The organism is Streptosporangium subroseum, assembly GCF_900188345.1.
Lineage (GTDB): Bacteria > Actinomycetota > Actinomycetes > Streptosporangiales > Streptosporangiaceae > Streptosporangium > Streptosporangium subroseum.
This window is the reverse complement of sequence record NZ_FZOD01000047.1, coordinates 1-23,937: the sequence shown is the minus strand read 5'-3', so window position 1 is coordinate 23,937 and position 23,937 is coordinate 1. Positions and strand designations below refer to the sequence as shown.

17 protein-coding genes are annotated in these 23,937 nt (G+C 68.9%); 7 read left to right on the top strand and 10 right to left on the bottom strand.

Annotated elements, in window-relative coordinates; genetic code table 11:
- Positions 1-64 precede the first annotated feature (64 nt).
- The 4 genes from CHC08_RS33460 to CHC08_RS33445 form a co-directional block, all read right to left on the bottom strand.
- Positions 65-598 carry an alkaline phosphatase family protein gene (locus CHC08_RS33460; RefSeq protein ID WP_089211382.1) on the bottom strand — a complete coding sequence of 178 codons (534 nt, stop codon included), beginning with the start codon at positions 596-598 and terminating at the stop codon, positions 65-67.
- Positions 595-1,707 (bottom strand): XRE family transcriptional regulator, encoded by a 1,113-nt coding sequence (locus tag CHC08_RS33455; protein ID WP_245878718.1) that lies wholly within the window; start codon positions 1,705-1,707, stop codon positions 595-597. The genes CHC08_RS33460 and CHC08_RS33455 overlap by 4 nt, the downstream gene beginning before the upstream one ends.
- 352 nt (positions 1,708-2,059) lie before the next feature.
- Positions 2,060-2,656: a DedA family protein gene (locus tag CHC08_RS33450; protein ID WP_089211380.1), complete on the bottom strand. Its 597-nt coding sequence runs from the start codon at positions 2,654-2,656 to the stop codon at positions 2,060-2,062.
- Between the two features lie 217 nt (positions 2,657-2,873).
- Complete coding sequence (locus CHC08_RS33445) at positions 2,874-4,373, bottom strand: MDR family MFS transporter (protein ID WP_089211379.1); 1,500 nt, start codon at positions 4,371-4,373, stop codon at positions 2,874-2,876.
- A gap of 209 nt (positions 4,374-4,582) precedes the next feature.
- On the opposite strand from CHC08_RS33445, the gene CHC08_RS33440 reads away from it, so the two are divergent.
- Together CHC08_RS33440 and CHC08_RS33435 are read left to right on the top strand one after the other, a co-directional pair.
- On the top strand, positions 4,583-5,254 hold the full coding sequence (locus CHC08_RS33440; RefSeq protein ID WP_089211378.1) for a TetR/AcrR family transcriptional regulator: 672 nt from the start codon (positions 4,583-4,585) through the stop codon (positions 5,252-5,254).
- 301 nt (positions 5,255-5,555) lie between these two features.
- Complete coding sequence (locus CHC08_RS33435) at positions 5,556-6,386, top strand: phosphoribosylaminoimidazolesuccinocarboxamide synthase (RefSeq protein WP_089211377.1); 831 nt, start codon at positions 5,556-5,558, stop codon at positions 6,384-6,386.
- Positions 6,387-6,644: 258 nt separating this feature from the next.
- Here the strand turns inward: CHC08_RS33435 and CHC08_RS33430 are convergent, their stop codons facing one another.
- Positions 6,645-7,445, bottom strand: coding sequence for a PP2C family protein-serine/threonine phosphatase (locus tag CHC08_RS33430; RefSeq protein ID WP_089211376.1), 801 nt, complete (start codon positions 7,443-7,445; stop codon positions 6,645-6,647).
- A gap of 84 nt (positions 7,446-7,529) precedes the next feature.
- Here CHC08_RS33430 and CHC08_RS33425 point away from each other — a divergent pair, with 84 nt between their 5' ends.
- Positions 7,530-9,428, top strand: coding sequence for an N-6 DNA methylase (locus CHC08_RS33425; RefSeq protein ID WP_089211375.1), 1,899 nt, complete (start codon positions 7,530-7,532; stop codon positions 9,426-9,428).
- A gap of 23 nt (positions 9,429-9,451) precedes the next feature.
- On the top strand, positions 9,452-10,345 hold the full coding sequence (locus tag CHC08_RS33420) for a serine/threonine-protein kinase (protein WP_089211374.1): 894 nt from the start codon (positions 9,452-9,454) through the stop codon (positions 10,343-10,345).
- Positions 10,346-10,363: 18 nt separating this feature from the next.
- Here CHC08_RS33420 and CHC08_RS33415 read toward each other — a convergent pair whose 3' ends face one another.
- Positions 10,364-10,969 (bottom strand): DedA family protein, encoded by a 606-nt coding sequence (locus tag CHC08_RS33415; protein WP_089211373.1) that lies wholly within the window; start codon positions 10,967-10,969, stop codon positions 10,364-10,366.
- Positions 10,962-11,573: a class I SAM-dependent methyltransferase gene (locus CHC08_RS33410; protein ID WP_089211372.1), complete on the bottom strand. Its 612-nt coding sequence runs from the start codon at positions 11,571-11,573 to the stop codon at positions 10,962-10,964. Before CHC08_RS33410 ends, CHC08_RS33415 begins: the two co-directional genes overlap by 8 nt.
- Before the next feature lie 133 nt (positions 11,574-11,706).
- Between CHC08_RS33410 and CHC08_RS33405 the strand changes: the two genes are divergently transcribed.
- The 3 genes from CHC08_RS33405 (at position 11,707) to CHC08_RS33395 (ending at position 14,540) form a co-directional block, all read left to right on the top strand.
- Complete coding sequence (locus CHC08_RS33405) at positions 11,707-12,984, top strand: sensor histidine kinase (protein ID WP_245878713.1); 1,278 nt, start codon at positions 11,707-11,709, stop codon at positions 12,982-12,984.
- A complete protein-coding gene (locus CHC08_RS33400) occupies positions 12,957-13,616 on the top strand; it encodes a response regulator transcription factor (protein ID WP_218825614.1) in 660 nt (219 codons plus the stop codon). The genes CHC08_RS33405 and CHC08_RS33400 overlap by 28 nt, the downstream gene beginning before the upstream one ends.
- Positions 13,617-13,718: 102 nt before the next feature.
- Positions 13,719-14,540: an MBL fold metallo-hydrolase gene (locus tag CHC08_RS33395; protein WP_245878712.1), complete on the top strand. Its 822-nt coding sequence runs from the start codon at positions 13,719-13,721 to the stop codon at positions 14,538-14,540.
- Positions 14,541-14,657: 117 nt separating this feature from the next.
- Here CHC08_RS33395 and CHC08_RS33390 read toward each other — a convergent pair whose 3' ends face one another.
- The 3 genes from CHC08_RS33390 to CHC08_RS33365 form a co-directional block, all read right to left on the bottom strand.
- On the bottom strand, positions 14,658-15,095 hold the full coding sequence (locus CHC08_RS33390) for a hypothetical protein (RefSeq protein ID WP_143653436.1): 438 nt from the start codon (positions 15,093-15,095) through the stop codon (positions 14,658-14,660).
- Positions 15,092-21,223, bottom strand: a complete 6,132-nt coding sequence (locus CHC08_RS50890; protein WP_245878717.1) for a non-ribosomal peptide synthetase/MFS transporter — start codon at positions 21,221-21,223, stop codon at positions 15,092-15,094. The genes CHC08_RS33390 and CHC08_RS50890 overlap by 4 nt, the downstream gene beginning before the upstream one ends.
- A 2-nt stretch (positions 21,224-21,225) precedes the next feature.
- On the bottom strand, positions 21,226-23,937 hold a 2,712-nt coding region (locus CHC08_RS33365), incomplete at its 5' end, for a non-ribosomal peptide synthetase (RefSeq protein ID WP_089211369.1).

Below are 23,937 nucleotides of genomic sequence, written 5' to 3'. Positions count from 1 at the left end.
ACAGAGACCGCCACCCGCTACCTGTATCTCACCCGGCATGACAAGGCCACGCCCGATGAAAGGACTAGAGCTGTGCCTGGTTCGCCGGAATTCGAAGATGCCTGCCTCGCTGTCTCATGAGCTGAAGGAGTTTGAAGCCGTCGCCGCGCGTGCAAACGTCATCGCTGATGCCTTCGCTGATCAGCTCTGCGGTGTCTCGCGTTGTGATTCCCACGCTGCGGGCGTACTCCTGCGCATCACGGTCATCAGTGATCCAGAATGAGCCATCGTAATCTTTCCAATTTCGGATCACGTGACAGGTCTGCGCCTCACCGAGATGCTTCAGTGGTTCTTGATCCGTACCGCCGAACACTGCCCGTCGAACACGGTTGATCTGTTCGACCTCGCGAGCGTCGTCGATCTCAATCGGCTTGCCGAGCCATCCATCTGGGGCAATGGTTTTGAGGTCGGGGTAGACATGTGCAGACCTACTCGCTTCGTAGGCTATCGCTTCGGTCCAGCGTCCACGCTCGCACAAAATCTCTCGCAGGAGTGGGAGCTGATATACGGATGCGAAATTGCACAGCACTGTGTTGTCGGGGAACCAGTACCAGGTCATAACGCGAGGGGGGAGTCCTCTCTCGTGTCACTGATGGCTTGCCTCAGCGTGTCGGTGTCAAGACCGATCAGATTCGCGAACGGTCGAAGTGTCGCCTTGCCGTCTGCGTACGCCTGAGCGGTAGCACGCACCAACAAGCTGGGAATCCGTGGCGTGGAGGCATGCTGGAGCCACTCGCCGAACGATTCGAAAGACCCTGCCAGCCCTGCCGCGTCCCCGGCCGTCATCGCCTTGAAGGAGTCACAGAGGCTCCGATCTATCAGCTCGAGGTTGAACAGTCGCCAGGCGAGCGTGCTCGGCGACACCCAAAGCCGACAGGCAAGCCGGGCGAAAGCCTCTCGTGACCACGTCGTATGGGCCGCTTCCTCCTTGAGGATGTCTCCTGGAAGGAGAAGTTCCGCAGCGAACGCGTTCGCGCGCATTTCTGAGGGCTTCCGCTTGTGCACGGCATCCTGAATGTTCGCGTCGACGTGCAGCCCTTGATCATCTCCCGCCAGGAGATGCCCCAGCTCGTGAGCGATGGTGAACCTCTGGCGAGCGGGGAACTCGGACGTTCCGACCACAATGAGCGATGACTCTTCGTCGACCCACGACAGTCCGTCAAAGCCGTCGGGGAGACGATGGACTCGCACGTCCACACCGAATGCGGCTTCGACCGCTTCAGCCAGGTCCCTGCTCTGCCACAGCGTGACCTTTCTGGCCGCGGCGTGCTCCGTGGCGTGGACAGCCAGATCACGTCCCTGATCCACGCTGAGAAGGAAGGTGCGAGCCCGTCGAAATTTCGGCACATCCTGCCGGTAGCCCAGGAACGCAAGGTCCGCGCGCATCTGCGCGAGGCGTTCAGCTTCGCGGATTGCGGCATCAGACGCGGTCAGGGGAGCCGTCGAAGTCCTTGCGGCCACGGAGGGGGTCATAGGATTCGCACCGAGGAGCCAGTCGACGGACACACCACACAGGTCGGCGATCCTGGCCAGGTCGAGCGAGGTGAACCTTCGAACGCCTGACAGCGACTTGGACATCTTGGATTCTTCAAGCCCTACCTTGCTGGCGAAGACCGCTTGGGTAAGGCCGCTTTCTGCAATCAGTTGGCGCACACGCGCCCCTGTCATATCCCCGGCCATGGAAAAATTCTACGTACCACTTGCGAAAAACGCAAGAGGTAGAAGATCATGAAAGCCCATGCCATCCGTGGTTGAGGCATTACTCATCGATATATTCGAACGCTGAAGTACGGTCCAGGGCGAACAGGTGAATCCCATCGGATAACAGGACGAATGAGGCATGGTGCGACGGTCTTCGAAGCCGCCGTCCACGCCGGAACCAACCGGTACGGACTCCAGATCCGGGCGTTGGTCTCCTCTGGGTGGGCGCGCGCCGATAGCCGTCAGGCCCGCGATGTGATCATGACTCGCCGACCGGAGCCGGATCGACACCGTTGAACTCCGACTGCTTGGCCCTTGGCTATGACTCTGGAATCGCCGAGCCGTTACGGCGGGCGGTGCGCCGGTGGCGCAGGAGGGCGGCGAGCACGGTGAGGACGATGCCTCCGAGTGCCGCACCGAGCATGAACTCCACCGGGATGAACTGTCCGCCGAGATAGCCGAGCAGGACCGCGGGACCGGCCCACAGGAGTTCGGCGGTCAGGGCCGCCAGGGTGTAGGCGCGCCAGGGGTGGGCCAGCCGTCCCGCGGTGGTCGCGGCGACCGTCCGGCCCGCCGGGAGGTAGCGAGCGATCAGCAGTGCCAGGAACGCGTGCCGCATGATCCACCCCTGCCAGCGGGACTCGCTCTTCCGGGGGTGTGCCTCGGGGTGAAGGTGGGCCAGGCCGCGGGCGATCCGGCGGCCGAGCCGGTAACCGGCCAGGTCGCCGGTCCACGCGCCGAAGGCCCCGATCGTGCCGAGGAGGATGGGATTCAGGTCGCCCTGGGCGGCCAGGGCGCCCCCGGCCAGCAGCAGGGTGCCGGGCGGCAGGATCGGGATGAACAGATCCAGCGACGACACCAGCCAGATGACCAGGTAGGCGGCGAGCGGCGCGGAGGGAAGCACTATGTCGAGCATCTGAGACCCTCTGGACTTCGGGTTTCCTGCGGGAGCGCCCGGCGAAGATGACCGCCGGTGCGTGTTTCTTACGGATCGGGCCAGGGGGCTCAGGCGTCGAGGGCGGGCACACGGGCCGGCGAAGCCCGTGTGCCCGTCTCTTCAGGGACGTCGATTGCTCGGCTCTTCAGGAACGTCGATAAGGAGGTTGGGGAAGCAAGGAGTGGCGCGGGTCAGCTCAGGCGCTGGCCTCCACCAGCTCCGCTTCCTTGATCGCGGCCGCGGGGCCGCCGCGGAGCGGGACCTGGCGGATGAACACGGCGATGACGATGCCGACGGCGGCCACCACCGCGCCCCACATGAAGAGCGCCGTGACGCCGTCGGTGACGGCCTGCTGGAAGATGTGCCGGGCCGCTTCCGGCAGGGCACGCAGGGACTGAGGAGTCATGGAGGTGGCGGAGGTGCTGATGTCCTTCACTCCGGCTCCGACCAGCGAGTCGGTCAGGTGGTTGACGTAGACCGCGCCGAGAAGGGAGATGCCGAGCGAGCTGCCCATGTTGCGCAGGAAGGTGGAGGCACCCGTGCCCGCGCCCATGTCACGCAGTTCGATGCTGTTCTGGGCGATGAGGGTGCTGGTCTGCATCAGCCCGCCCATGCCCGCGCCCAGGATCGCCATGTAGACGCCGGACATGAACGTGGAGGTGTTGACGTCCATGGTGGCGAACAGCGCCAGGCTGATGGTGATGAGAACGGTGCCGGCGATCGGCAGGGCCTTGTAGTGCCCGGTCTTGCTGATCAGCAGACCGCCGCCCAGGCTGACGATCATCGCGGAGACCATCATGGGTGCCAGCAGCAGGCCGCTGTTGGTGGCGGAGGTGCCCTGGACGAACTGCTGGAACTGCGGCAGGAAGCCGATGGCGCCGAACATCGCGAAGCCCGAGATGAAGGCGAGCCCCCCGGCCAGGTTGAAGTTGAGGCTGTTGAAGACCCGCAGGGGCATGATCGGTTCAGCGGCACGACGCTGGACGACGATGAAGGCGACGAACGCGACCACCGTGAGCGCCGCGAGTCCGAGGATCTGCGCCGAGCCCCAGTCGTACTGGACGCCGCCCCAGCTGGTGATCAGCACCAGTGCGGTGATCCACACGGTGAGCAGGGCGGAGCCGAGCCAGTCGATGCGAGCCTTGCCCGCGCCCTTCGGCAGCTTGCCGAGGGTGATCCAGCAGACGACCAGGGTGACCACGCCGAGCGGCAGGTTGACGTAGAAGGCCCAGCGCCAGTCGAGGTTGTCGGTGATGAACCCGCCGATGAGCGGGCCGCCGATCATCGCGACCGGCATGACGGCCATCATCAGGCCCTGGTACTTGCTGCGGTCACGCGGCGGGATCATCTCGCCGATGATCGACATAACGCCGACCATCAGGCCGCCGGCGCCCAGGCCCTGGATCGCGCGGAAGGCGATCAGCTGCGTCATGTCCTGGGACATGCCGCACAGCACCGAGCCGACCAGGAAGATCACTACGGAGGAGATGAAAATGATGCGGCGGCCGTACAGGTCGCCGAGCTTGCCCCAGATCGGTGTGGACACCGTGGAGGCCAGAATGTATCCCGTTGCCACCCACGCCAGGTGGTCCAGTCCGCCCAGTTCACCGACGATCGTCGGCAGCGCCGGGGCGACGATCATGTTGTCCAGCATCGCCAGTAGCATGGCGATGACCAGGCCGCTCATCGTGATCATGATTTGACGGTGACTGAACCCCAGTCCCCCCGCCTCTGCCGGTGCCGCCACCTCCGCCGCCGAAACCGGCGAAGCCGCCGCCCCTGTCGTTCCGTCCTTCGTTACCACTGCACCTTCTCCACTCAATTTAACTAGCCGGCCGGTAAGTACCGTACTTACTTACCGGCCGGTTAGCAAATGTGCGAAGATGGGAATAAATCACGACATAGATGAAGAAGGCGGAACGGTTGAGGGGTATGCGGCGTAAGGGCGAGGACACGCGGGCACAGATCGGGGACGTCGCGCTGGCCCTGTTCACCGAGCACGGTTACGACGCCACCTCGATGCGCGAGATCGCCGAGCAGCTCGGCATCACCAAGGCCGCGCTCTACTACCATTTCACGAGCAAAGAGGCGATCATCCTCAGCCTCTTCGAGGAGCATCTGAACGCGCTCGACGAGCTGCTCGCCTGGGCCGCCGCCCAGCCGCACTCCCCGCAGCTGTCCTCGAAACTTCTCGGCGGATGGCTCGCGCTGGCCGTCGGCCGAGGGCTGCCGGTCATGCGCTTCGCGGCCGTCAACCAGACCGCGGTACGCGCCGCCCTGCATACGGACCGGGGCACCATCCAGCAGCGGATGGAGAAGGCCACCCAGATCATCGCGGGTCCCGACGCACCTCTCCAGGAACGCCTGCGCGTTCGGATGGCCCTGCTCAGCGTGCACATCACCGTGATGGCCTCCCATGAGACCGAGGCCGACGACGCCGACATCCTCGCCGCCGCGACGCACGCGGCGGCGTTACTGACCGGCGACCTGTTCCCCGCCCCGCAACTCCCGCTCACCGAGCGCTGCGGCCCGGCCGGGACCCGGCCGGAGGCGACCGGCTGCCAACCGTGCTCGTGATCCCGGAGACGATCGGCGGCCGACAGCGTTCGCGATCCCGGAGGTCCGGGCACGGGAGGACCACGGAGATCACTCGTGCTCCCGGAAGCGCGGCCGGCGCCGGAGAACCGCCCAGGTCGCGGTGACGGCGCCGACCCCGTACCTGCGGGGATGGCGCTCCCGGCCGGACGACTAGTCTGTTGGTTGCCGGTCGGCCCCGCGCCCACCGGAACGGTCTCCGTCATCGAGTGCGATGAGTGTGTCGATTCAGCGATCACCGGTCCTCCTGCGACCACGGGATCGCGCGAGAGCAGGGAACAGCGTGAAACTTCTACACTCCGGGAAGGTCCGCGACGTATACGAGGACCGGGGGGACATCATCCTCGTGGCCTCCGACCGGGTGTCGGTGTACGACGTGATCCTGCCCACACCCATCCCGGACAAGGGGAAGATCCTCACCCGGCTGTCGCTGTGGTGGTTCGAGCAGCTCGCGGACATCGTGCCCAACCATGTGATCTCGGCCACCGACGTGCCCGCCGAGTTCGAGGGACGCGCTGTACGGTGCCGGAAGCTGAAGATGGTCCAGGTCGAGTGCATCGCCCGCGGCTACCTGACGGGACAGGGGCTGAAGGACTACCGGGCGACCGGTTCGATCTCCGGGGTGTCGCTTCCTCCCGGCCTGGTGGAGGGGTCACAGCTCCCCGAGCCGATCTTCACCCCGAGCACCAAGGCGCCACTCGGCCAGCACGACGAGGGCATCACCTACGACGACGTGGTCGCCCAGGAGGGCGCCGAGGTCGCCGAGGAGCTCAGGCGGATCACGCTGGAGGTCTACAGGCGGGGGTCCGAGCTCGCCGCCGAGCGCGGCGTCATCATCGCCGACACCAAGATCGAGCTGGGCTGGGCCGCGGACGGCACGCTCATGCTCGGTGACGAGGTGCTCACCTCGGACTCCTCGCGGTTCTGGCCGGCCGACGACTGGAAGCCCGGCCGCACGCAGTTCTCGTTCGACAAGCAGTACGTCCGCGACTGGGCGACCGGCACGGGATGGGACAAGAAGGAGCCCGCACCGGAGGTGCCCGCCGAGGTCGTGGAGGTCACGCGGGCGCGCTACCTCGAAGCGTACGAGCGCATCACCGGCAAATCCTGGTAAACACCCGCCCGCGCCTCTGATCCACTCTCCGTTACGGAGAACATGGTGAACCGCCCGCGTCCCTGACGCACTCCCCGTTGCGGAGGACGCGCTCCCACGGCCGGGGACCGGCCTCACGCCGCCGAACGGCGGTACGGAACGTGCTCCCACAGCCGGGACCGGCTCCCGCCCGGCTGTTCGAGGGACGCCCTCCCCCACGGCCCGAACCACGAGGGCCGGTGTGGACGACTCACACCGGCCTCTTCGGGGAGACGGACGTCAGACGGCGAACTTTCTCTCCGCCGCGGCACCCACGATCAGCGAGGCCGCGGGGGCACCGGTGGGCGCGCAGAAGTCGGCCACGATGCAGGTGATGTTGTCGGGGCCACCGCCCCGGTTGGCCAGGTCGATGAGCCACCGGGCGGCCTCGTCGGGATCGGAGATCTCGCTCAGCGTGTTGAACATGGTCTCGGGACCGACCACGGCGGTCAGGCCGTCGGAGCAGAGAAGGTAGCGGTCCTCCGGATAGGCCTCGCGCAGGGAGAGATCGAGCTCACCGTCGCCGGTGCCCTCGAGGACCCGCAGCACCATGGATCGGCGCGGGTGCTCCGCGGCCTGCTCCAGGGTGATCCGCCCCTCGTCCACCAGCGACTGGACAAGGGTGTGATCGTGGGTGATCTGGTAGAGGGCGCCGTCGCGCAGCATGTAGGCGCGGGAGTCGCCGACGTGGGCCAATGCGAAGGTGGCACCGTCCCAGAGCATGGCGGTCAGGGTGGTGCCCATCCCGCGCAGCGTGGGGTCCTGCTCGCTCATGTCACGCAGCGTGTGGTTCACGCCCTTGGCCGCGTCCTTGAGCGCGGCCAGCAGGTCGACACCGCTCTCCGGAAGGCTCTCGTCCAACGCCGCCATCGCCGTGACGGCGAGTGAGCTGGCGACCTCTCCGCCCGCATGACCACCCATACCGTCGGCTATGGCGAGCAGGCGTGCGCTCGCGTAGCCCGAATCCTCGTTCGCCTCGCGGCGGACGCCTACATCAGAGCGGGCCGCATAGCGCAGTGCCAATGCTTCGTTCAGTGCCATGAAGGCAGTAAAGCATTGGTTGAGGCACTTCACAAGCAAAGTTCCTGTAGACCGTTGCGGCACAGTGAACTACTGTGACCCAATATGGAGGAGCGCCAGGACATCACCGTGAACGCGGGCGACATCGCCCGGCTCGCCGGAGTCGGCAGGGCAGCGGTAAGCAACTGGCGCCGCCGCCATGAGGACTTCCCCCAGCCGGTGGGCGGCACCGCCTCCAGCCCTCTCTTCTCTCTGCCCGAAATTGCCGCATGGTTACGTGCAAATGGCAAATCTTTTGAAGTCTCCCTCGGTGACCTGGTCTGGCAGCGGCTACGGACTTCGGTCGACGACCTGCGCCTGGGAGATCTGGTGGGCAGGGCCGGCGCGTTCCTGCTGTTCCTGCACCGCGAGCCCGGAGCCTGGCGTGATCACGGCACGAGGTCCCTCTCCCGCATGGCCACCGTGACAGCCGATCTTCCCGGCTCCCCCGACCTGCGCCTGGACGACCTCGCCCTCGTCGGGCTGATCGCCGAGCTGGCCGCCGAGCGCGGGCCGCTGGACGCCTTCGAGTTCCTCTGCGAGCGCTACGTCGAGGCCCACTCCCGCCAGCTCTCGATCACCCGGGACGACGTGGCCGAGCTCATGACCCGGCTCGCCGTCCAGGAGAAGGGGGTCGTTCTCGACCCCGCGTGCGGTATCGGGACCCTGCTGCTGCACGCTGAGTCCTCACGCGGCCAGGAGATCAACGAGACGAACGCGCTGCTCTCCGCGGTCCGGGTGCTGCTCCGGGGCGCCGAGGCGCGGATCGTCGCCGGCGACTCCCTCCGCGAGGACGGTTTGGCCGGCGACCTCGCCGACGCCGTGATCTGTGACCCGCCGTTCAACGAGCGTGCGTGGGGTTACGAGGACCTGGCCGCCGACCCCCGCTGGGAGTACGGCCTGCCGCCGCGAGGGGAGTCCGAGCTCGCCTGGGTGCAGCACTGCCTGGCCCACGTGAAGCCGGGAGGCCTGGTGGCGATCCTGATGCCCACCGCGGCGGCCAGCCGCCGTCCCGGCAAGCGGATCCGGGGCAACCTGCTCCGCGCCGGGGCGCTGCGGGCCGTGGTGACGCTGGCGCCCGGCGGCCCCGACCTGTGGGTGCTCCGCCGCCCCAACGGTACGCGGCCCCCGTCCCAGCTCCTGGTGGTGGACGCCAGCGAGGACCTGTCGATCGTGGAGCCCGCCTGGCGCGCTTACATGGAGAACCCCGAGGCCGAGCTGTCCGGCGACAGCCGTACGGTGCGGATCATCGACCTGCTCGACGACGAGGTGGACCTCAACCCGGCCAGGCATCGCCCGCAGCAGGGGGGCCTGGACTTCCTGCGGGACTTCACCGACGCGCTGGCCAGGTTCAGGGGCACCTCGGCCATGCTGTCGGACGCGCCACCCTCCCTTGAGCTGCTCGACGAACGGCAGGACCTGCCGACCACCACCATCGGAGAGCTGGCCAAGGCGGGTTTGATCGCTATTCTCCAAGCCCCGCCCAAGATGTCCGCCGATGAGGGTCCTCTCCCGGTTTTGACCGCCGACGACATCGCCGCGGGCACGTCCCCCTCCGGACGGACCACCCTCGATCCGGCCCTGGTCATGATCAAACCCGGTGACGTCGTGACCACCGTGCTGGGCACCGTACGGATGATCACACAGAGCGACGCGGCGCTCGGCCCGCAGGTCACCCTCTATCGCGTGGATCCGCAGCGGCTCGACCCCGGTTTCCTGGCCGGTTTCCTGCGCTCCGCCGACGGGGCCAGGATCCATCCCAGCTCCAGCCGCCTCGACGTGCGGCGGGCGCGGGTGCCGATGCTGCCCCTGCCCGACCAACGGCGGTACGGCACCGCCTTCCGCGAGTTGTTCGCATTGGAGGACAGACTGCGCGAGACGAGAACACTGGGAGAAACCCTGATCCGGCTAGGCTTTGACGGACTGGTCGACGGCCATCTCCGGCCGTGCGACCAACGGGTGTGATGCCCGCAAGTCTGGGAGGGTCGATGGTCATCGGAGACCGCTACGAACTCGACGACCTCCCTCTCGGCCAGGGGGGCATGGGCGCCGTCTACGGCGGTCACGACAAGCACCTCGACCGCAGGGTGGCCGTTAAATTCCTGAAGCTTCTCACCGGCCCCGACGAGGAGCTGAACCGGCGCTTCCTGCGTGAGGCCCGCATCCTGGCGAAGCTGGAACACCCCGGTGCCCCGGTGCTCTACGACTTCGGCACCTTCGACCAGCGGCTGTTCCAGGTGATGCAGTTCATCGAGGGCGTCACCGTGGCCGACCTGGTCAGCGAGCACGGCCCGCTCCCCGTCCCGTGGGCCGCCGCGATCGCGGCCCAGGCCTGCGCCGTCCTGTCGGCCGCCCACGCACTGTCCATCTACCACCGCGACCTCAAGCCGACGAACCTGATGCTCTGCCCCGACGGGAGCGTCAAGGTCCTGGACTTCGGCCTCGCGATGCTCCGTGAGGCCGACTCCACCCAGTTCACCCGGATTGGCCAGATCCTCGGCACCCCCGCCTACATGGCGCCCGAGCAGATCCAGAGCGGCCTGTCAGGCCCCCGCAGCGACCTCTACGCGCTCGGCTGCGTGATGCACGAGATGCTGACGGGCGAGCAGCTGTTCACCGGCCCCACCGAGTACGTCGTGTTCGAGCGCCAGGTGAAGGAGCGCCCGCCCGCGGTCCCCGGTGTCCCCGCCGAGCTGAACCGCCTGATCGAGGATCTCCTGGAGAAGGACCCCGACAACCGGCCCGTGGGCGCCGACGTCCTCTACGAACGCCTGCAGCCCTTCGCCGTGGACCTCCCCATGCTCCCCGGCTTCCTCCACCCGTCGTCGGTCCCCAGCCCCGGCCGGATGTACGCACGCATGGTCGGCCGCGTCCTCATCTGATCCGGACGCCTCCGCCGGTCAGCGGATGGTCGGTTGGGCCTTCGCCTGAGCCCTGAGCCTGGCGCGGACCGCCCAGGCGACGAGGAGCCAGACCGCGACCAGTACCGGTCCGGCGACGGCCAGGTGGGTGGTGACCTGCTGGATGATCTCCGGGGCGAGGTGGTAGCTGAGGGTCACCAGCGTCGCCGCCCAGGCGCAGGCGGTGGGCAGACTCGCGGTCGCGAAGGTGCGGTACGGCATGCCCGCCCAGCCCGCGAGCCGGGGGGTCAGCGTGCGGGCGCTGCCGAACCACTGTCCGCCCGCCACCGCCCAGCGCCCGTACTTCCCGAGCAGTTCACGCGGCCGATCCCAGCGGCCGGGGGCGAACCGGTGGAAGGAGGGAGCACCCTCGCGGCGCCGTCCCCACAGGTAGGAGATCTGGGTGCCGACCACCGCCGCGCACGCCGCCACCGCGATCGCCCCGCCCAGCGGCACCACGCCCAGATGGGAGAAGTACCCGAGCGCGACGAGCACGCTCGTCCCCGGCAGCGCGACGCCGACCAGCAGTCCGGCCTCGGCCACCAGGAACACCCACGCCACGACCAGCAGCAGCGGCGGGGAGAGCTGGCCGAGCAGCTCAGACATGAACTGCCGGCCTGCGGCACACGTACGTCATCCCCGGGGGCAGGTTCCGCCAGACCGGCCCGGTGGTCAGCACCTCGTCGAAGGCCGACCGCAGCCGCCTGCGGAAGGCCCTGGCCCCGGCGAGCGGTACGGCATGCAGGTAGGTCACGGTCGTGAACGCTCCCCCGGGGGCGAGCACCCGGCCGATCTCACCGACGATCCGCTCCTGCTGCTCGCCGGGGAACAGCGACCACGGCAACGTGCTGACCACCGCGTCCACCCGGTCGACCCCGGCGGAGGCCAGGAGCTCGCCGAGGTCGGCCGCGTCGCCCTGGATGGTCTCCATCCAGGGTTTGGTCCTGCGCAGGTGTGCGACCAGGGCGGGTTCGATCTCCACGGCCAGATGGCGCGATCCGGGAGCCGTCCGCGCCCGGATGGCCTCGCTGATCGAGCCGGTGCCCGGCCCCAGCTCCACCACCACCGGTGTGCCGCTCGTCGGCACCACCGCGGTCAGCGCCCTGGCCAGTGCCGGAGAGCTCGGGGCGATCGCGCCCACCACGCCCTGCTTGCGAAGAGCGACCGCCATGAATGCCCGCAGGTCAGGAACCACCGCTGTCTCGTTCATGGCTCAATGACATCGTCGCGGGGGTGCCAGCCGCAGGACGCCAGAACCTAGTCTTCGGGGTATGCCTGGCCATACCAGGGAAGGGGATCTGGCCTGCTGGGGGGCACTCCCGCGCAGGCCGTACTGTCATAAGGTGCGATCTCAGGCGGCCTGGCAGGCACTCACCCGGCGGAATCTGCTGGTCACGCTCTGGCCGTGGCGTTCGATCGTCTACCTGATGACAAGCGCCGTCGTCGGCGCGATCATCCTCGCGGTGGTCCTGGTGTCCCTGGTCTCCGGCGCGGTGCTGGCCCTGGTGCTGGTGGGCATCCCGCTGCTGGTCGTGCTGGGGCTCAGCGGGATCCCGGTCGGCGCGCTGGAACGGCGCCGCCTGTGGATCATCGACTCGGAGCCGGTGGAATCGCCGCATCGCGTGCCCGACCAGCCGGGGCTCGTCGCCTGGGCCCGGCTCCGGTTCGGGGAGCAGGCCACCTGGCGGGAGCTGGCCTACACCGGTCTGTTGATCACCGTGCTCTGGCCGATGGAACTCCTGGCCGTGGTGTACGGAATCGCCGGGCCCATGCTGGCCATGTACTCACCCATCGCGCTGGAGGAGTCGGGCGAGTTCAGGCTGCTCAAGATCTGGCTGATCGACAGCTATCCCGAGGCGTTCGCCGCGGCACTGCTGGGAGCCGTCCTGCTCGCCCTCTTCATCTATCCGCTGACGGCGCTGGCGGTGCTCCACGGCATACTGGCCCGGTTGCTGCTCGGCGCGCGGGAGACCGACGAGGCACAGCGGGTCATCGAGCTCACCCGGTCCAGGACCCGGCTGGTCGAGGCCTTCGAGGCCGAACGGCGGCGGATCGAGCGCGACCTGCACGACGGCGCCCAGCAGCGGCTGGTCTCGCTGACCATGACGCTCGGCCTGGCCAAGCTCACCCACGGGGACGAGAGGACCGACCTCGTCCACAAGGCGCACGGGCAGGCGAAGCTCGCACTGGCCGAGATCCGCGACCTGATCAGGGGGATCCATCCGCAGATCCTGACCGACCGGGGGCTGCCCGCGGCCGTCGCCGACGTCGCCGACCGCTCCCCCGTCCCCGTCGAGGTCTCCATGACGCTCCCGTCGCGGCTGCCCGAGGCGGTGGAGGCCACCGCCTACTTCGTGGTGTCGGAGGCACTGGCGAACACGGCCAGGCACAGCGACGCCCGGCAGGCCTCCGTCACCGGCCGGATGGACGGCGACCGCCTCGTGGTGGAGATCGGCGACGACGGCGTGGGCGGTGCCGACGCGGCGGCCGGGACCGGCCTGGCGGGGCTGGCCGACCGCGTCTCGGTGGTGAACGGCAGACTGATGCTTTCCAGCCCGGTCGGCGGCCCGACCCTGCTCCGTGTGGAGATCCCTTGCGCATCGATCGATCCCTCAAGATAGTCATCGCCGAGGACGGCGTGCTGTTGCGCGAAGGGCTGGCCGGGCTGCTCACACGTTTCGGGCATCGGGTGGTGGCCACGGTGGGCGACGCCGGGAAACTCATGGAGGCGGTGCGCGAGCACGCTCCCGACGTCGTCGTGACCGACGTCCGGATGCCACCGGACTTCACCGACGAGGGGCTCCGGGCCGCGGTCGCCCTCCGCTCGGAGAATCCGCGCCTGCCCGTCCTCGTGCTGAGCCAGTACGTCGAGCAGACCTACGCGACCGAACTCCTGGACTCCGGTGACGGCACCGGGATCGGCTACCTGCTCAAGGACCGGATCGGCGACGTGGAGGAGTTCGTCGACGCGCTGCTCAACGTGGTCGGCGGCGGTACGGTCGTGGACCCCGAGGTGGTCAGGCAGTTGCTGCGCCGCCGCCGCGACCCGCTGGCGCGGCTGTCTCCCCGGGAGCGGGAGGTCCTGGCGCTGATGGCCGAGGGCCGGTCCAACGCGGCCGTCGCCAGGGCGCTCGTGGTGTCGGAGGCCGCGGTGGGCAAGCACATCGGCAACATCCTGACCAAGCTCGACCTGCCCCCGGCCGAGGACGACCACCGGCGGGTACTGGCCGTGGTCACCTACCTGAGGGGGTAGGCAGAGGCCCGCGTGCCGAGCGCGTCAGGTTTCCGCGTGCCGGCCTCGACGAAGGAGAACGCCGAGGCCGGCGTCCTCCCGTCGTGGGAAAGAATGCCGTCCATGGAAGAACGATGGATTGAGGTGGCCGACCGGGTGCTGGTCCGGCGGCATGCCGAGCTGGACCTGTCGGTCGGCCTCGTCATGGGTGACGGCGGCTGCCTGGTGATCGATACGCGAGGGGACGAGCGGCAGGGGGCGGAGCTTGCCTCACAGGTGCGGCGGATCACCCGCGATCCATGGACGGTGGTGATCACTCACTCGCACTTCGATCACAGCTTCGGCACGCGGGCGTTTCTCGAATGTCCCGTCTGGGCGCATGAGGGCTGCCGCACCGACCTGATCGAGAACGGAGAGACGACGCGGGAGGCCTGGAGGCTGCGATACCTGACGGAGGGGCAGGCCGGCATCGCCGACGACATCGCGAAGACGGAGATCGTACTGCCGGACCGTCTCGTGACCGATCGGGCGGAGCTGGCCGCCGGCGGGCGCCGTGTCGTCCTGACCCACTTCGGCCGCGGCCATTCCAGCAACGATCTGGTGGTCCACGTGCCGGACGCCGGCGTGGTGTTCGCCGGCGACCTGGTGGAGAACGGCGCCCCACCGGCGTACGGAGACGCCTACCCGCTCGAATGGCCCGCGACGGTCGACGGCGTGCTCGGGCTCGCCGATGACGGCATCGTGGTGCCGGGACACGGTGACCCGGTGGACCGCGCGTTTGTCGTCACCCAGCGCGCCGAGATCGGCGTGATCGCGGAGCTGTGCGAGGAGGTGGCCGCCGGCCGGATGAGTGTCCAGGACGCCGTACGGCTGTCGCCCTATCCCGAGGAGACCACCAGGACCGCGATCCACAGGGCGGCCTTCAAGGACGGGTCGGTCCAGTGAGATAGCTCGTCAGGGCGTCCGGCTTCAAGGGTCGGCAAGCTTGGCGAGGTAGCTCGTCAGGGCGTCCGGCTTCAGGAGCGACAAGTTTGGTTAGGTAACTCGTCGGAGCGTCCGGCTTCAGGAATCGGCAAGTTTGGTTAGGTAACTCGTCAGGGAGTCCAGGTCCTTGAGGAACCAGGTGTCGCCTCCGAACTCGATGAAGACGTCCAGCTCGATCTCAATGGCGTCGACCAGCCGCACCATGGCGATCGAGGTGATCCCCAGGGCGACGAACGGGCAGTCCGCGCTCAGGATCTCCTCCGCGGAGATCTCGCCGTCGCAGGCCGTGGCCAGTGCCCCGGCCAGCCATTCCCTCATCGAGGTCCTGGAAGTCGAGATGCCTTCCGTCCCGGCCGAACCGATCGCGTCGGCCGCGTCGGCCGAACCGACCTGATCAACCTGATTGGTCTGACCGACCTGACCGGCTGAGCCCGCCTGACCGGCCTGACCGGCCTGACCGGCTGAACCTGCCTGATCAATCTGATCGACCGAGCCTGTGATGTCCAAGTGACTCATACCTTCTCCTTGGCGACGTCGACCGTCACCCGCTGGGTGTCTTCAATGACGTTCTTCTCCGCCGGACGCGGAGTCCTTCCGGCGATCGCCTCGACCCCGACGAGGTCGTCGGCGATCGCGTCGGGGATGTCACGGTCGAAGCCGGAGAGCGAGCGCGTCCGCAGGGCGATGAGGGCCGTGCCGACGATGCCCATCGCGAAGAGGACGTACATGAAACCGATCCCCCGTCCCGGCCCGGTGCCGACGAGCGCCCCGGCGGTCGAGGCCAGCGCGCCGCCGTCGGCGAGCAGGGGCTCCAGCAGCGCGCTGACCCCCGGGGCCACGAGGCCGAACCCGATCGGCAGCGTGGACCACGAGATCACCGTGTTCAGCGCGAAGACCCGGCCGTGGAAACGCTGGGGGACCTTCACCTGGACGATCGTCGCGTAGATGCCGTTGAGCAGCGTCAGGCACAGGGCCATCCCGAACGCCCCGACGGTGATCACGACGAGGTCGGCCCGCAGCCCGGTGACTGCGGAGCATGCTCCCAGCGCCAGGGTGCAGAGCAGCACACCGCGCATCCGCAGGCTGCGCGGCCCACCCCACAGGCTCATGATCAGGCCGCCGAGGAAGCCGGCCGCCCCGGAGGCGAAGGCGACCCGGCCGGTGTCTTCCAGGGTCGCGAACGACAGCACCAGCGGTGTGACCATCAGGAACAGGGGCGAGAGGAAGACGTTCAGCCCGGCGAAGAAGAACAGCATGGCCCTGAAACCGGGGTTCCCCCAGGAGTAGCGGAAGCCCTCGGCTATCTCCGCGAGGAGTGTCTCCCTACGCCGCCAGGCCATCGTGACGGGGAACCGTACGAGGATCAGCGTGCCGATCGCGATGCCGTAGCTGGCGACGTCGAACAGGACGATGCCCTCCAGGCCGATCGTGGCCATGAGACCGACCGCGATCAGAGGGACCAGGAGCTGCGACGACGAGTTGACCATCTGGACGACGCCGTTGGCGTGGCCGAGAAAACGTTTGGGCACCAGCTGCGCGACCGCCGACCCGTAGGCCAGCCTCTGGAAGGTCAGCGCCACCGACAACATCACCAGCGGCAGGTAGACGTGCCAGACCTCGAGGTTTCCCGTCCACAGCAGCACTCCGAGCACGAGCTGGCTGCCCGCGGCCCCGATGTCCCCTGCCAGCATCACCCGGCGCCGGTCCATCCGGTCGACGATCGCACCCGCGAACGGCGCCACGAGCAGGCCCGGCACCAGGGCGAGTACGGCGAACAGCGCGAAGCTCGCGACGGACCCGGTGGTCTGGTAGATCCAGATCGGCACCGCGAACTCGGTGAGGGACGAGCCGATGATCGACACGAGCTGTCCGGCCGCCACGGCCGCGAACCGGCCCATCCCCGGTTCCGGCGCCCGGGACGCTGCGGGATCCCGCTGCCCGTACCTGGACGCTCCGGCCAGCCACCACGTCGCGCCTTCGCTCCGGGTGGGGATGCCGGAGGTCCCCTGCGTCTCCAGAGGAGTCGAGTCGGCCGATGACGCGAAATCCTTCGAGTCGTCCAGGTCCGCCCGAGACGTCGCGCCCTCTGGCACCTTCGAGCTGCCTGAGGTCACCGACTGCGCGAGAGACTCCGAGCCGCCCAGGGCCGCCCGCGACACCGTGGTCTCTGGAACCTTCAGGCTCTCCGAGCCGGCGGGGATCTCCGGGGTCCACGAGGCGAGCGCGCGAGGAGTCTCGACGAGGATCCGCGCGAGTTCCGCCGCTCGGTATTTCAGGAAGAAGTGCCCGGCCTCACTCATGACGACGAGCGCGGAGGTGTCCGCCAGGAAGTGCCACTCGCGGTAGCGCTCCTCGCGGAACTCGGTGGCGGGGTCGCGGTCGCCGGCCACGGTGACCAGCGGGGCGCGCAGCCGCGTCACGTCCGCGCCGAGGATGCCGGTGAAGTACTCCTCCGCGCGCTCCGCCTCCCTGCGCATGTTCCGCACGATCCGTACGGCATGCTCGGGTTCGAGGTCGCTCAGATCCACGCCCATGGAGGCGAGCCAGTTGCCGTAGGCGCGGTCGGAGGAGACGGCGGCGGCTCGTGCGAGCCTGGCCAGCCCGCGCATCACCCTGCCGGTGGGCCGGCTGAAGGGGAAGGCCGCGCCGATGAAGACGGCCTCCAGCTCACGCCCGGCGGCCTCGACGCGGCGGGCTATCTCCACGGTGAGCGCCGACCCGACGCTGCTCTGCCCGTACAGGACCAGTGGACCGCGCACCCGCCGGAGGATCTCCTCGGTGCAGCGTTCGGCCAGCTCCTCAAAGGGCAGCGCGTCCTCCTCGAGTCCCAGGTCGTTCCCGGGGATCGCGAGCGCGAGCAGCCGGTGGGAGGGCGGCAGCGCATCGGCCAGCGGCCGGTAGACCACCGCGCTGCCCCCGCCGTAGGGCACGCAGACGTAGGTGACGACCTCGGCGCCCGGTGGCTGGACCGGGGTGAGCTCGTGCAGCAGCGGTCGTGCCGATGCGCCGTCTGACGCGCCTTCGGGGCGCTCGACCAGTGCGGCGAGCCCTCGCACCGTGGGGTGCTGGAACAGGTCCATCAGGGACACCCCGCCGCCGAGCTCGCGGCGCATCCTGGCGATCGCCTTCGTCGCCGACAGCGAGTGCCCGCCGAGCTCGAAGAAGTCGTCCTCCGCCCCGATCTCGGCGATCCCCAGCACCTGCGACCAGATCCCGGCGATGACGCGCTCTACCGGCGTGACGGGAACGGCCACCGACTCGTCCCGCGCCATCCGGGGCGCGGGGAGCGCGCGCGTGTCGAGCTTGCCGTTGGGAGTCAGGGGCAGCCGGTCGAGCAGCACCACCGCCTTCGGCACCATGTACGCGGGCACCGCGGACGCCAGCCACTCGCGTAACTCAAGCGGTTCGCGCAGCTCACGCAGTTCGTCCAGCTCACGCGGTTCATGCGACTCACCCGATTTACGCGGATCGCGTGATTCGTACGGCTCGCCGTTCTCGCTGAGTTCACGGCTGTCGCTGAGTTCACGGCTGTCGCCGAACTCACGGCGCTTGCCGAGCTCATGGTCTTCGTTGAGCCTGTCGGGTCCGGCGCGTTCATTGAGCTCACGGCCTTCGTCGAGCCCTGCGCGTTCGGCGTCTCTCACGACGTAGGCGACCAGCGCCCCGTCGTCCACGACGACGACCGCCTGCGCCACACCGGGGGCCTCAAGCAGACGGGCCTCTATCTCGCCGAGCTCGATCCGGTAGCCGCGCAGCTTCACCTGGCTGTCGAGGCGGCCGAGGAACTCCAGCTGACCGTCCGGCCGCCAGCGAGCCCGGTCTCCGGTGCGGTAAAGGAGGCCCTCGCCGTACGGATCGGTCACGAACCGCTCGGCGGTGAGCTCCGGCCGGTTCAGGTAGCCACGGGCCAGGCCCGCGCCTCCGATGTACAGCTCGCCGGGTGTTCCCGCCGGGACCAGTCCTCTCCGCTCGTCGAGCACGTACACAGAGGTTTCCGCGATGGGACGTCCGATGGGCGGGCGCTCGTCGGAGTCGCGGAGCTCCGCACAGGTGGCGATGATCGTCGCCTCGGTGGGCCCGTAGGTGTTGACCAGCCGGACCCGTCCCCCGAAACGCCGGTGCCAGGCCCGGACCGCCTGCGGTTGCGCCTGGTCGGCCCCCAGCACCGTCAGACGCAGCCCGGGTGGCCAGGCGACGGCGTCGATGTCGGCGACCAGCTCGTGCCAGTACGGCGTGGGCAGGTCGAGCACGGTCAGCCGGGCGCCCTCGGCGCCCGCGAGGAAGTCCGGCAGGAACTCGCCCCCGCCGGGCAGCAGCGTGAGCGTCGCGCCCGCCGCCAGGCACGGGTAGACCTCCTCCGCGTGGGTGTCGAAGCTGACGGAGGCGAACTGGAGCACTCTGTCGGCCGGGCCCAGACCGTACTCCTCGCGCATCCAGCCGACCCGGGCCGCCAGCGCCCGATGCGTGACGACCACGCCCTTGGGCCTGCCCGTCGAACCCGAGGTGTAGATAACGTACGCGGCTCGGTCGGGTGCGAAGGCGGGCAGCTCTGCCGCGCTCTCCCTCGGCCCGTCGCCGGGGTCGAGCCGCCGGATCTCCGGCAGGCGCGCGCCCGTGGCGGCGGGGGCGACCAGGATTCCGGCCGCGCTGTCGGCGAGCATGTAGGTCAGCCGGTCGTCCGGGTAGGCCGGATCAAGCGGCAGGTAGGCGGCGCCCGCCTTCCACACCGCGAGCAGCGTGACGATCAGATCCGGTGAGCGGTCCAGGCAGACTCCGACGATCGACTCGGGCCCGGCGCCCGCCTCGCGCAGCGCCCGCGCGAGCCGGTCGGACCGCCCGTCCAGCTCCGCGTAGGTCAGCTCGACGCCCTCGTGGCTCAGCGCCGTCGCCCCCGGGGCCGCCGCCGTCGCGACGGCGATCAGCCCAGGTACGGTCTCCCGCTGAACCTCAGGTGCGGCCTCCCGCTGAAGCCCAGGTGCGCTCTCCCGCTGAACCTCAGGTGCGGTCTTCTCCTGAAGTGCGGGTGCGCTCTCCCGCTGAACCTCAGATGCGGTCTTCTCCTGAAGTGCGGGTGCGCTCTCCCGCTGAGCCTCAGATGCGGTCTTCTCCTGAAGTGCGGGTGCGGTCTGCCGCTGGATCCGGCCGGGACCGGTGCTCCAGCCCAGGATCCGTTCCCGCTCGTCCTCGCCCAGCAGGTCGATCTCGGACAGTCGGATGTCTGGATTGTCGGCCACCGTGCGGAGCAGCCGGACGAACCGGCCGGCCAGTGCCTCGACCGTGGACCGGTCGAACAGGTCGGTCCGGTATCCGAACCCGAGGGTCAGGCCGTCGGCGCCGCGCCAGGCCTCCAGCGTCACCTCGAACTTGGCCGCCCGGTATCCGGTGTCGAACCCCTCGACCTCGATGTCCCGCATCGGGAGCACCTGATCGGGGTCGTTCTGGCTGTGCAGGATGATCATGGTCTGGAAGAGGGGCGAGCGGCTGAGGTCGCGTTCGATCCTGAGATCGGTCATGACCCTCTCGAACGGGATCTCCTGGTGGCTGAAGGCGTCCACCGCGGTGGACCGGGTACGGCCCAGCAGTTCCCTGAAGGTCGGGTCTCCCGACAGGTCGCCACGGAGCACGAGGGTGTTGAGGAAGTAACCGATCAGCGGTTCGAGCTCGACGTGGGGCCGCCCGCCGATGGGCGAGCCGACGCAGATGTCCTGCTGTCCCGTGTGGCGCATGAGCAGCGTCTGGTAGGCGGCGAGCAGCGCCATGAACAGCGTGCCGCCCTCCGCGATCGCGAGCCGTTCCAGGCGGGCGGTCACTTCCGCGTCGACGCCGCTGGTCAGGGTGTCGCCCTCGGAGGTGTGCACGGCGGGGCGTGGCCGGTCCGTGGGTAGCTCCAGGATCGGGACTCCGGCGAGCTGCTCGCGCCAGTAGTCCAGCGAGCGTCGCGCGCTCTCCCCCTGAAGCTCGCCGCGCTGCCAGATCGTGTAGTCCGCGTACTGGATGGGCAGCGGCCCCAGCGGCGACGGCTCGCCTGCGAGAAAGGCGCCGTAGAGAACGGCGAGCTCGCGCAGGAGCAGGTTGATGGAGACCCCGTCGGCGATGATGTGGTGGCACACCACGCTCAGCACGTGGTCGTCGTCGCCGAGGCGGAGAAGTGTGATCCGCAGCGGTGGTCCGGCGGTCAGGTCGAAGGGAGTGGAGACACGCTCCGCGATCACGGCCGGGGCCTCGTCCTCGGAGACGTCCAGGCACTCGAACGGCGCGGGCCCCGGCTCCTCGACAACCTGGACCGGGCCCGCATCCACGTCCACGTTGGCGTTGGCGTTGGCAGCGTTGTCCGTGTCAGCCGGGTCGACCCCGTCGTCCATGCCGCGGAACCGGGTGCGCAGCATCTCGTGCCTGGCCACGATCTCGTCGAATGCCCGGCGCAGGACCTCGACGTCCAGCGGGCCGCGCCACCGCTGGGCGAGGGACATGGCGAACGAGGTGTCCTCGGGGTCGAGCTGGTCGAGGAACCAGATCCGTTCCTGTCCTGACGAGAGAGGGAGGCTCTCCGTCTCCGGCGGACGCGGGGAGATCGACGGCGGAGCGACTGCGGCGCCGCGCCGCAGTCGCTGGGCCAGCAGCGCCTGCTTGGCGGGCGACAGCATGGTCACGGCGCTTCCTCATCGAGCAGCAGGGCGGCCTCTTCCTCGGTCAGCGCGGACAGTTCTTCCATGAGCAGCTCCTCCACCGCGACCGCGAGGTCGGCTACCGTACGGTTTCTGAAGAGCGCGCGGATGGGAACATCGATCCCCATGGCCGCACGCAGGTGCGCGCCGACCCGTACGGCGAGCAGCGAGTGACCTCCCAGCACGAAGAAGTCATCGAAGGCGCCGACTCTTTCGACCCGCAGCACCTCCTGCCAGACCTTCGCCACCAGGGCCTCGGCATCGGTCCTGACCGCCACGAACGGCCGGTCCTCGTCGAAGCCCGGCGCGGGGAGAGCCCTGCGGTCGATCTTCCCGCCCGAGGTCGTCGGCAGTTCGTCCAACATCACCCAGACCTCGGGCACCATGTACGGCGGAAGCCCCCCGGCCAGGTGACGCCGGAGCTCCGATGGGTCGGCAGAGCCCGCGACGTAGGCGACTAGCCTGTCGTCGCGGGCGGTGACGGCCGCCTGCCGCACGCCGGGACGGGCAAGCAGGCGTCCCTCGATCTCCGCGGGTTCGATCCTGAACCCGCGGACCTTCATCTGGTCGTCGAGGCGGCCCAGGAACTCCAGTTGCCCGTCCGCGCGCCAGCGGACCAGGTCACCGGTCCGGTAGAGCCGCCCGGCCTCGGGGTCGGACACAAAACGCTCGGCGGTCAGGTCCGGGTGCCCAAGGTAGCCGCGGGCGAGTCCGGCGCCGCCGAGGAGGAGCTCTCCCGGCACACCGGGTGGCACGCGATGGCCGTGAGCGTCGAGGACGATCGCCCGCACGCCGCCGATCGGACGGCCGATTGGCGGGCGTTCCTCGGTGTCGGCGGGGCCGAGGTCCGCCGCGGTGGCGATGATCGTGGCCTCGGTGGGACCGTAGGTGTTCACCAGGCGCACCCTGTCGCCGAACCGTTCCCGCCAGCGGGCCACGGCGCTCGCGTGCACCTGCTCGCCACCGAGGATGACCAGCCGCAGCCGTTCGGGCCAGGCCACGTCGTCCATCAGGTCGACCAGCCGGTGCCAGTAGGCCGTCGGGAGATCCAGGACCGTCACCTCCGGTCCCCGAGGTCCGGCGAGGACCTCCGGGAGGGTGACCGCGCCCTCTGGCAAAAGCTCCAGGGTCGCCCCCGAGGCGAGGGCGGGATAGATCTCCTCGGCGTGCGCGTCGAAGCTGAGCGAGGCGAACTGGACCACGCGGTCTCCCGGTCCCAGGCCGTAGGCCTCCTTCATCCAGGTCACCCGGGCGGCCAGGGCCCCGTGTTCCACCACCACGCCCTTGGGCAGGCCGGTGGAGCCGGAGGTGTAGATCACATATGCGGCGTCGGCGGCCTCGGCGCGATGCGGCCCTTCGAGCTCCGTACCGGGCCTCTCGCTGCCCGGCTCACCAAGCTCAGGCGGCTCTTCCCGCCCGGCCGGCGCTTCGGATCCGTCCAGGTGTCCCGGCCCGTCCAGGCTGCTCAGGCCGTCGAGCCCGTTCAGGCCGTCCAGACTGTTCAAGTCGTTGAGCCCGTTGAGCCCGTTGAGCCCGTCCAGGCTGCCCAGGTCGTTCAGGTCGTTCAGGTCGTTCAGGTCGTTCAGGTCGTTCAGGTCGTTCAGCCGCAGTGTCGGGACGTCTCCCGGCAGGTCGTCGAGGTCCCGTCCCGTCACCACCAGCGCGGCACCGCTGTCGGCGAGGAGCACCCCGGCCCGTTCCTCCGGGAGTTCGGGATCGACGGGCAGGTAGGCGCCACCGGCCCGCCACACCGCCAGCAATGCCACCATGGCGTCGATCGACCGATTCACGCGGACCGCGACGATCGTCTCCCGTCCGACGCCCCGTCGGCGGAGCGCGACCGAGAGCGAGGCGATGCGGCGCTCCAGGCCCGCGTAGGTCAGTGTCTCGTCGCCGCAGCTCAGCGCGGTGGCATCGGCGTGGGAGGCGATCACCTCGCCGATCAACTCCGGTACGAGGGGACCACCGGAATGAGCGGCGGTCGCCTCGCCGATCGGTCCCGACTCAAGGGGATCACCGGAGTAAACCGTGATCGCCTCGCCGATCGACCCCGGTATGGAGAGACCACTGGAGTGAGCGGTGATCGCCTCACCGATCGGTCCCGACACGAGAGGACCACTGGAGTAAGCGGTGATCGGCTCGCCGATCGGGGCCGGTGCTGGGGAACTGCCGGGATGCTCTGTCACCGCTTCGAGGACGCGCAGCAGAACGTCATCTGCGGCCGTACGGAGTGGCAGCGCGGAGAGGGGACGATGGGGATCGGCCGCGATCGCACCGCACAGGACGGCGAGCCGCTCGGCGAGGCGAACGACGGTCACCGCATCGAACAGCTCGGCGTCGTAGCCGAGCACAAGGGAGAGCCCTTCGTCGTCTCGCCAGGCCTCCAGCATGAGATCGAACTTGGCCTGCCGGTAACCGGCGTCGAAGAACTCCAGCGCCAGATCGGCGAAGGTCTCCCTGTTTTCGCCCTCCCCGTCCTGGCTGTGCAAAATGGCCATGGTCTGAAAGAGCGGAGTACGGCTCAGGTCGCGCTCCACCTCCAACTCGGCCAGCAGCTTCTCGAACGGCACGTCCTGGTGGGCCATCGCCTCAAGGACGGTTGCCCGGGTGCGGTCGAGGAGGTCGGCGAAGGACGGGTCTCCCGACAGATCGCCCCGCAGGACGAGTGTGTTGGCGAGGTAGCCGACGATCGG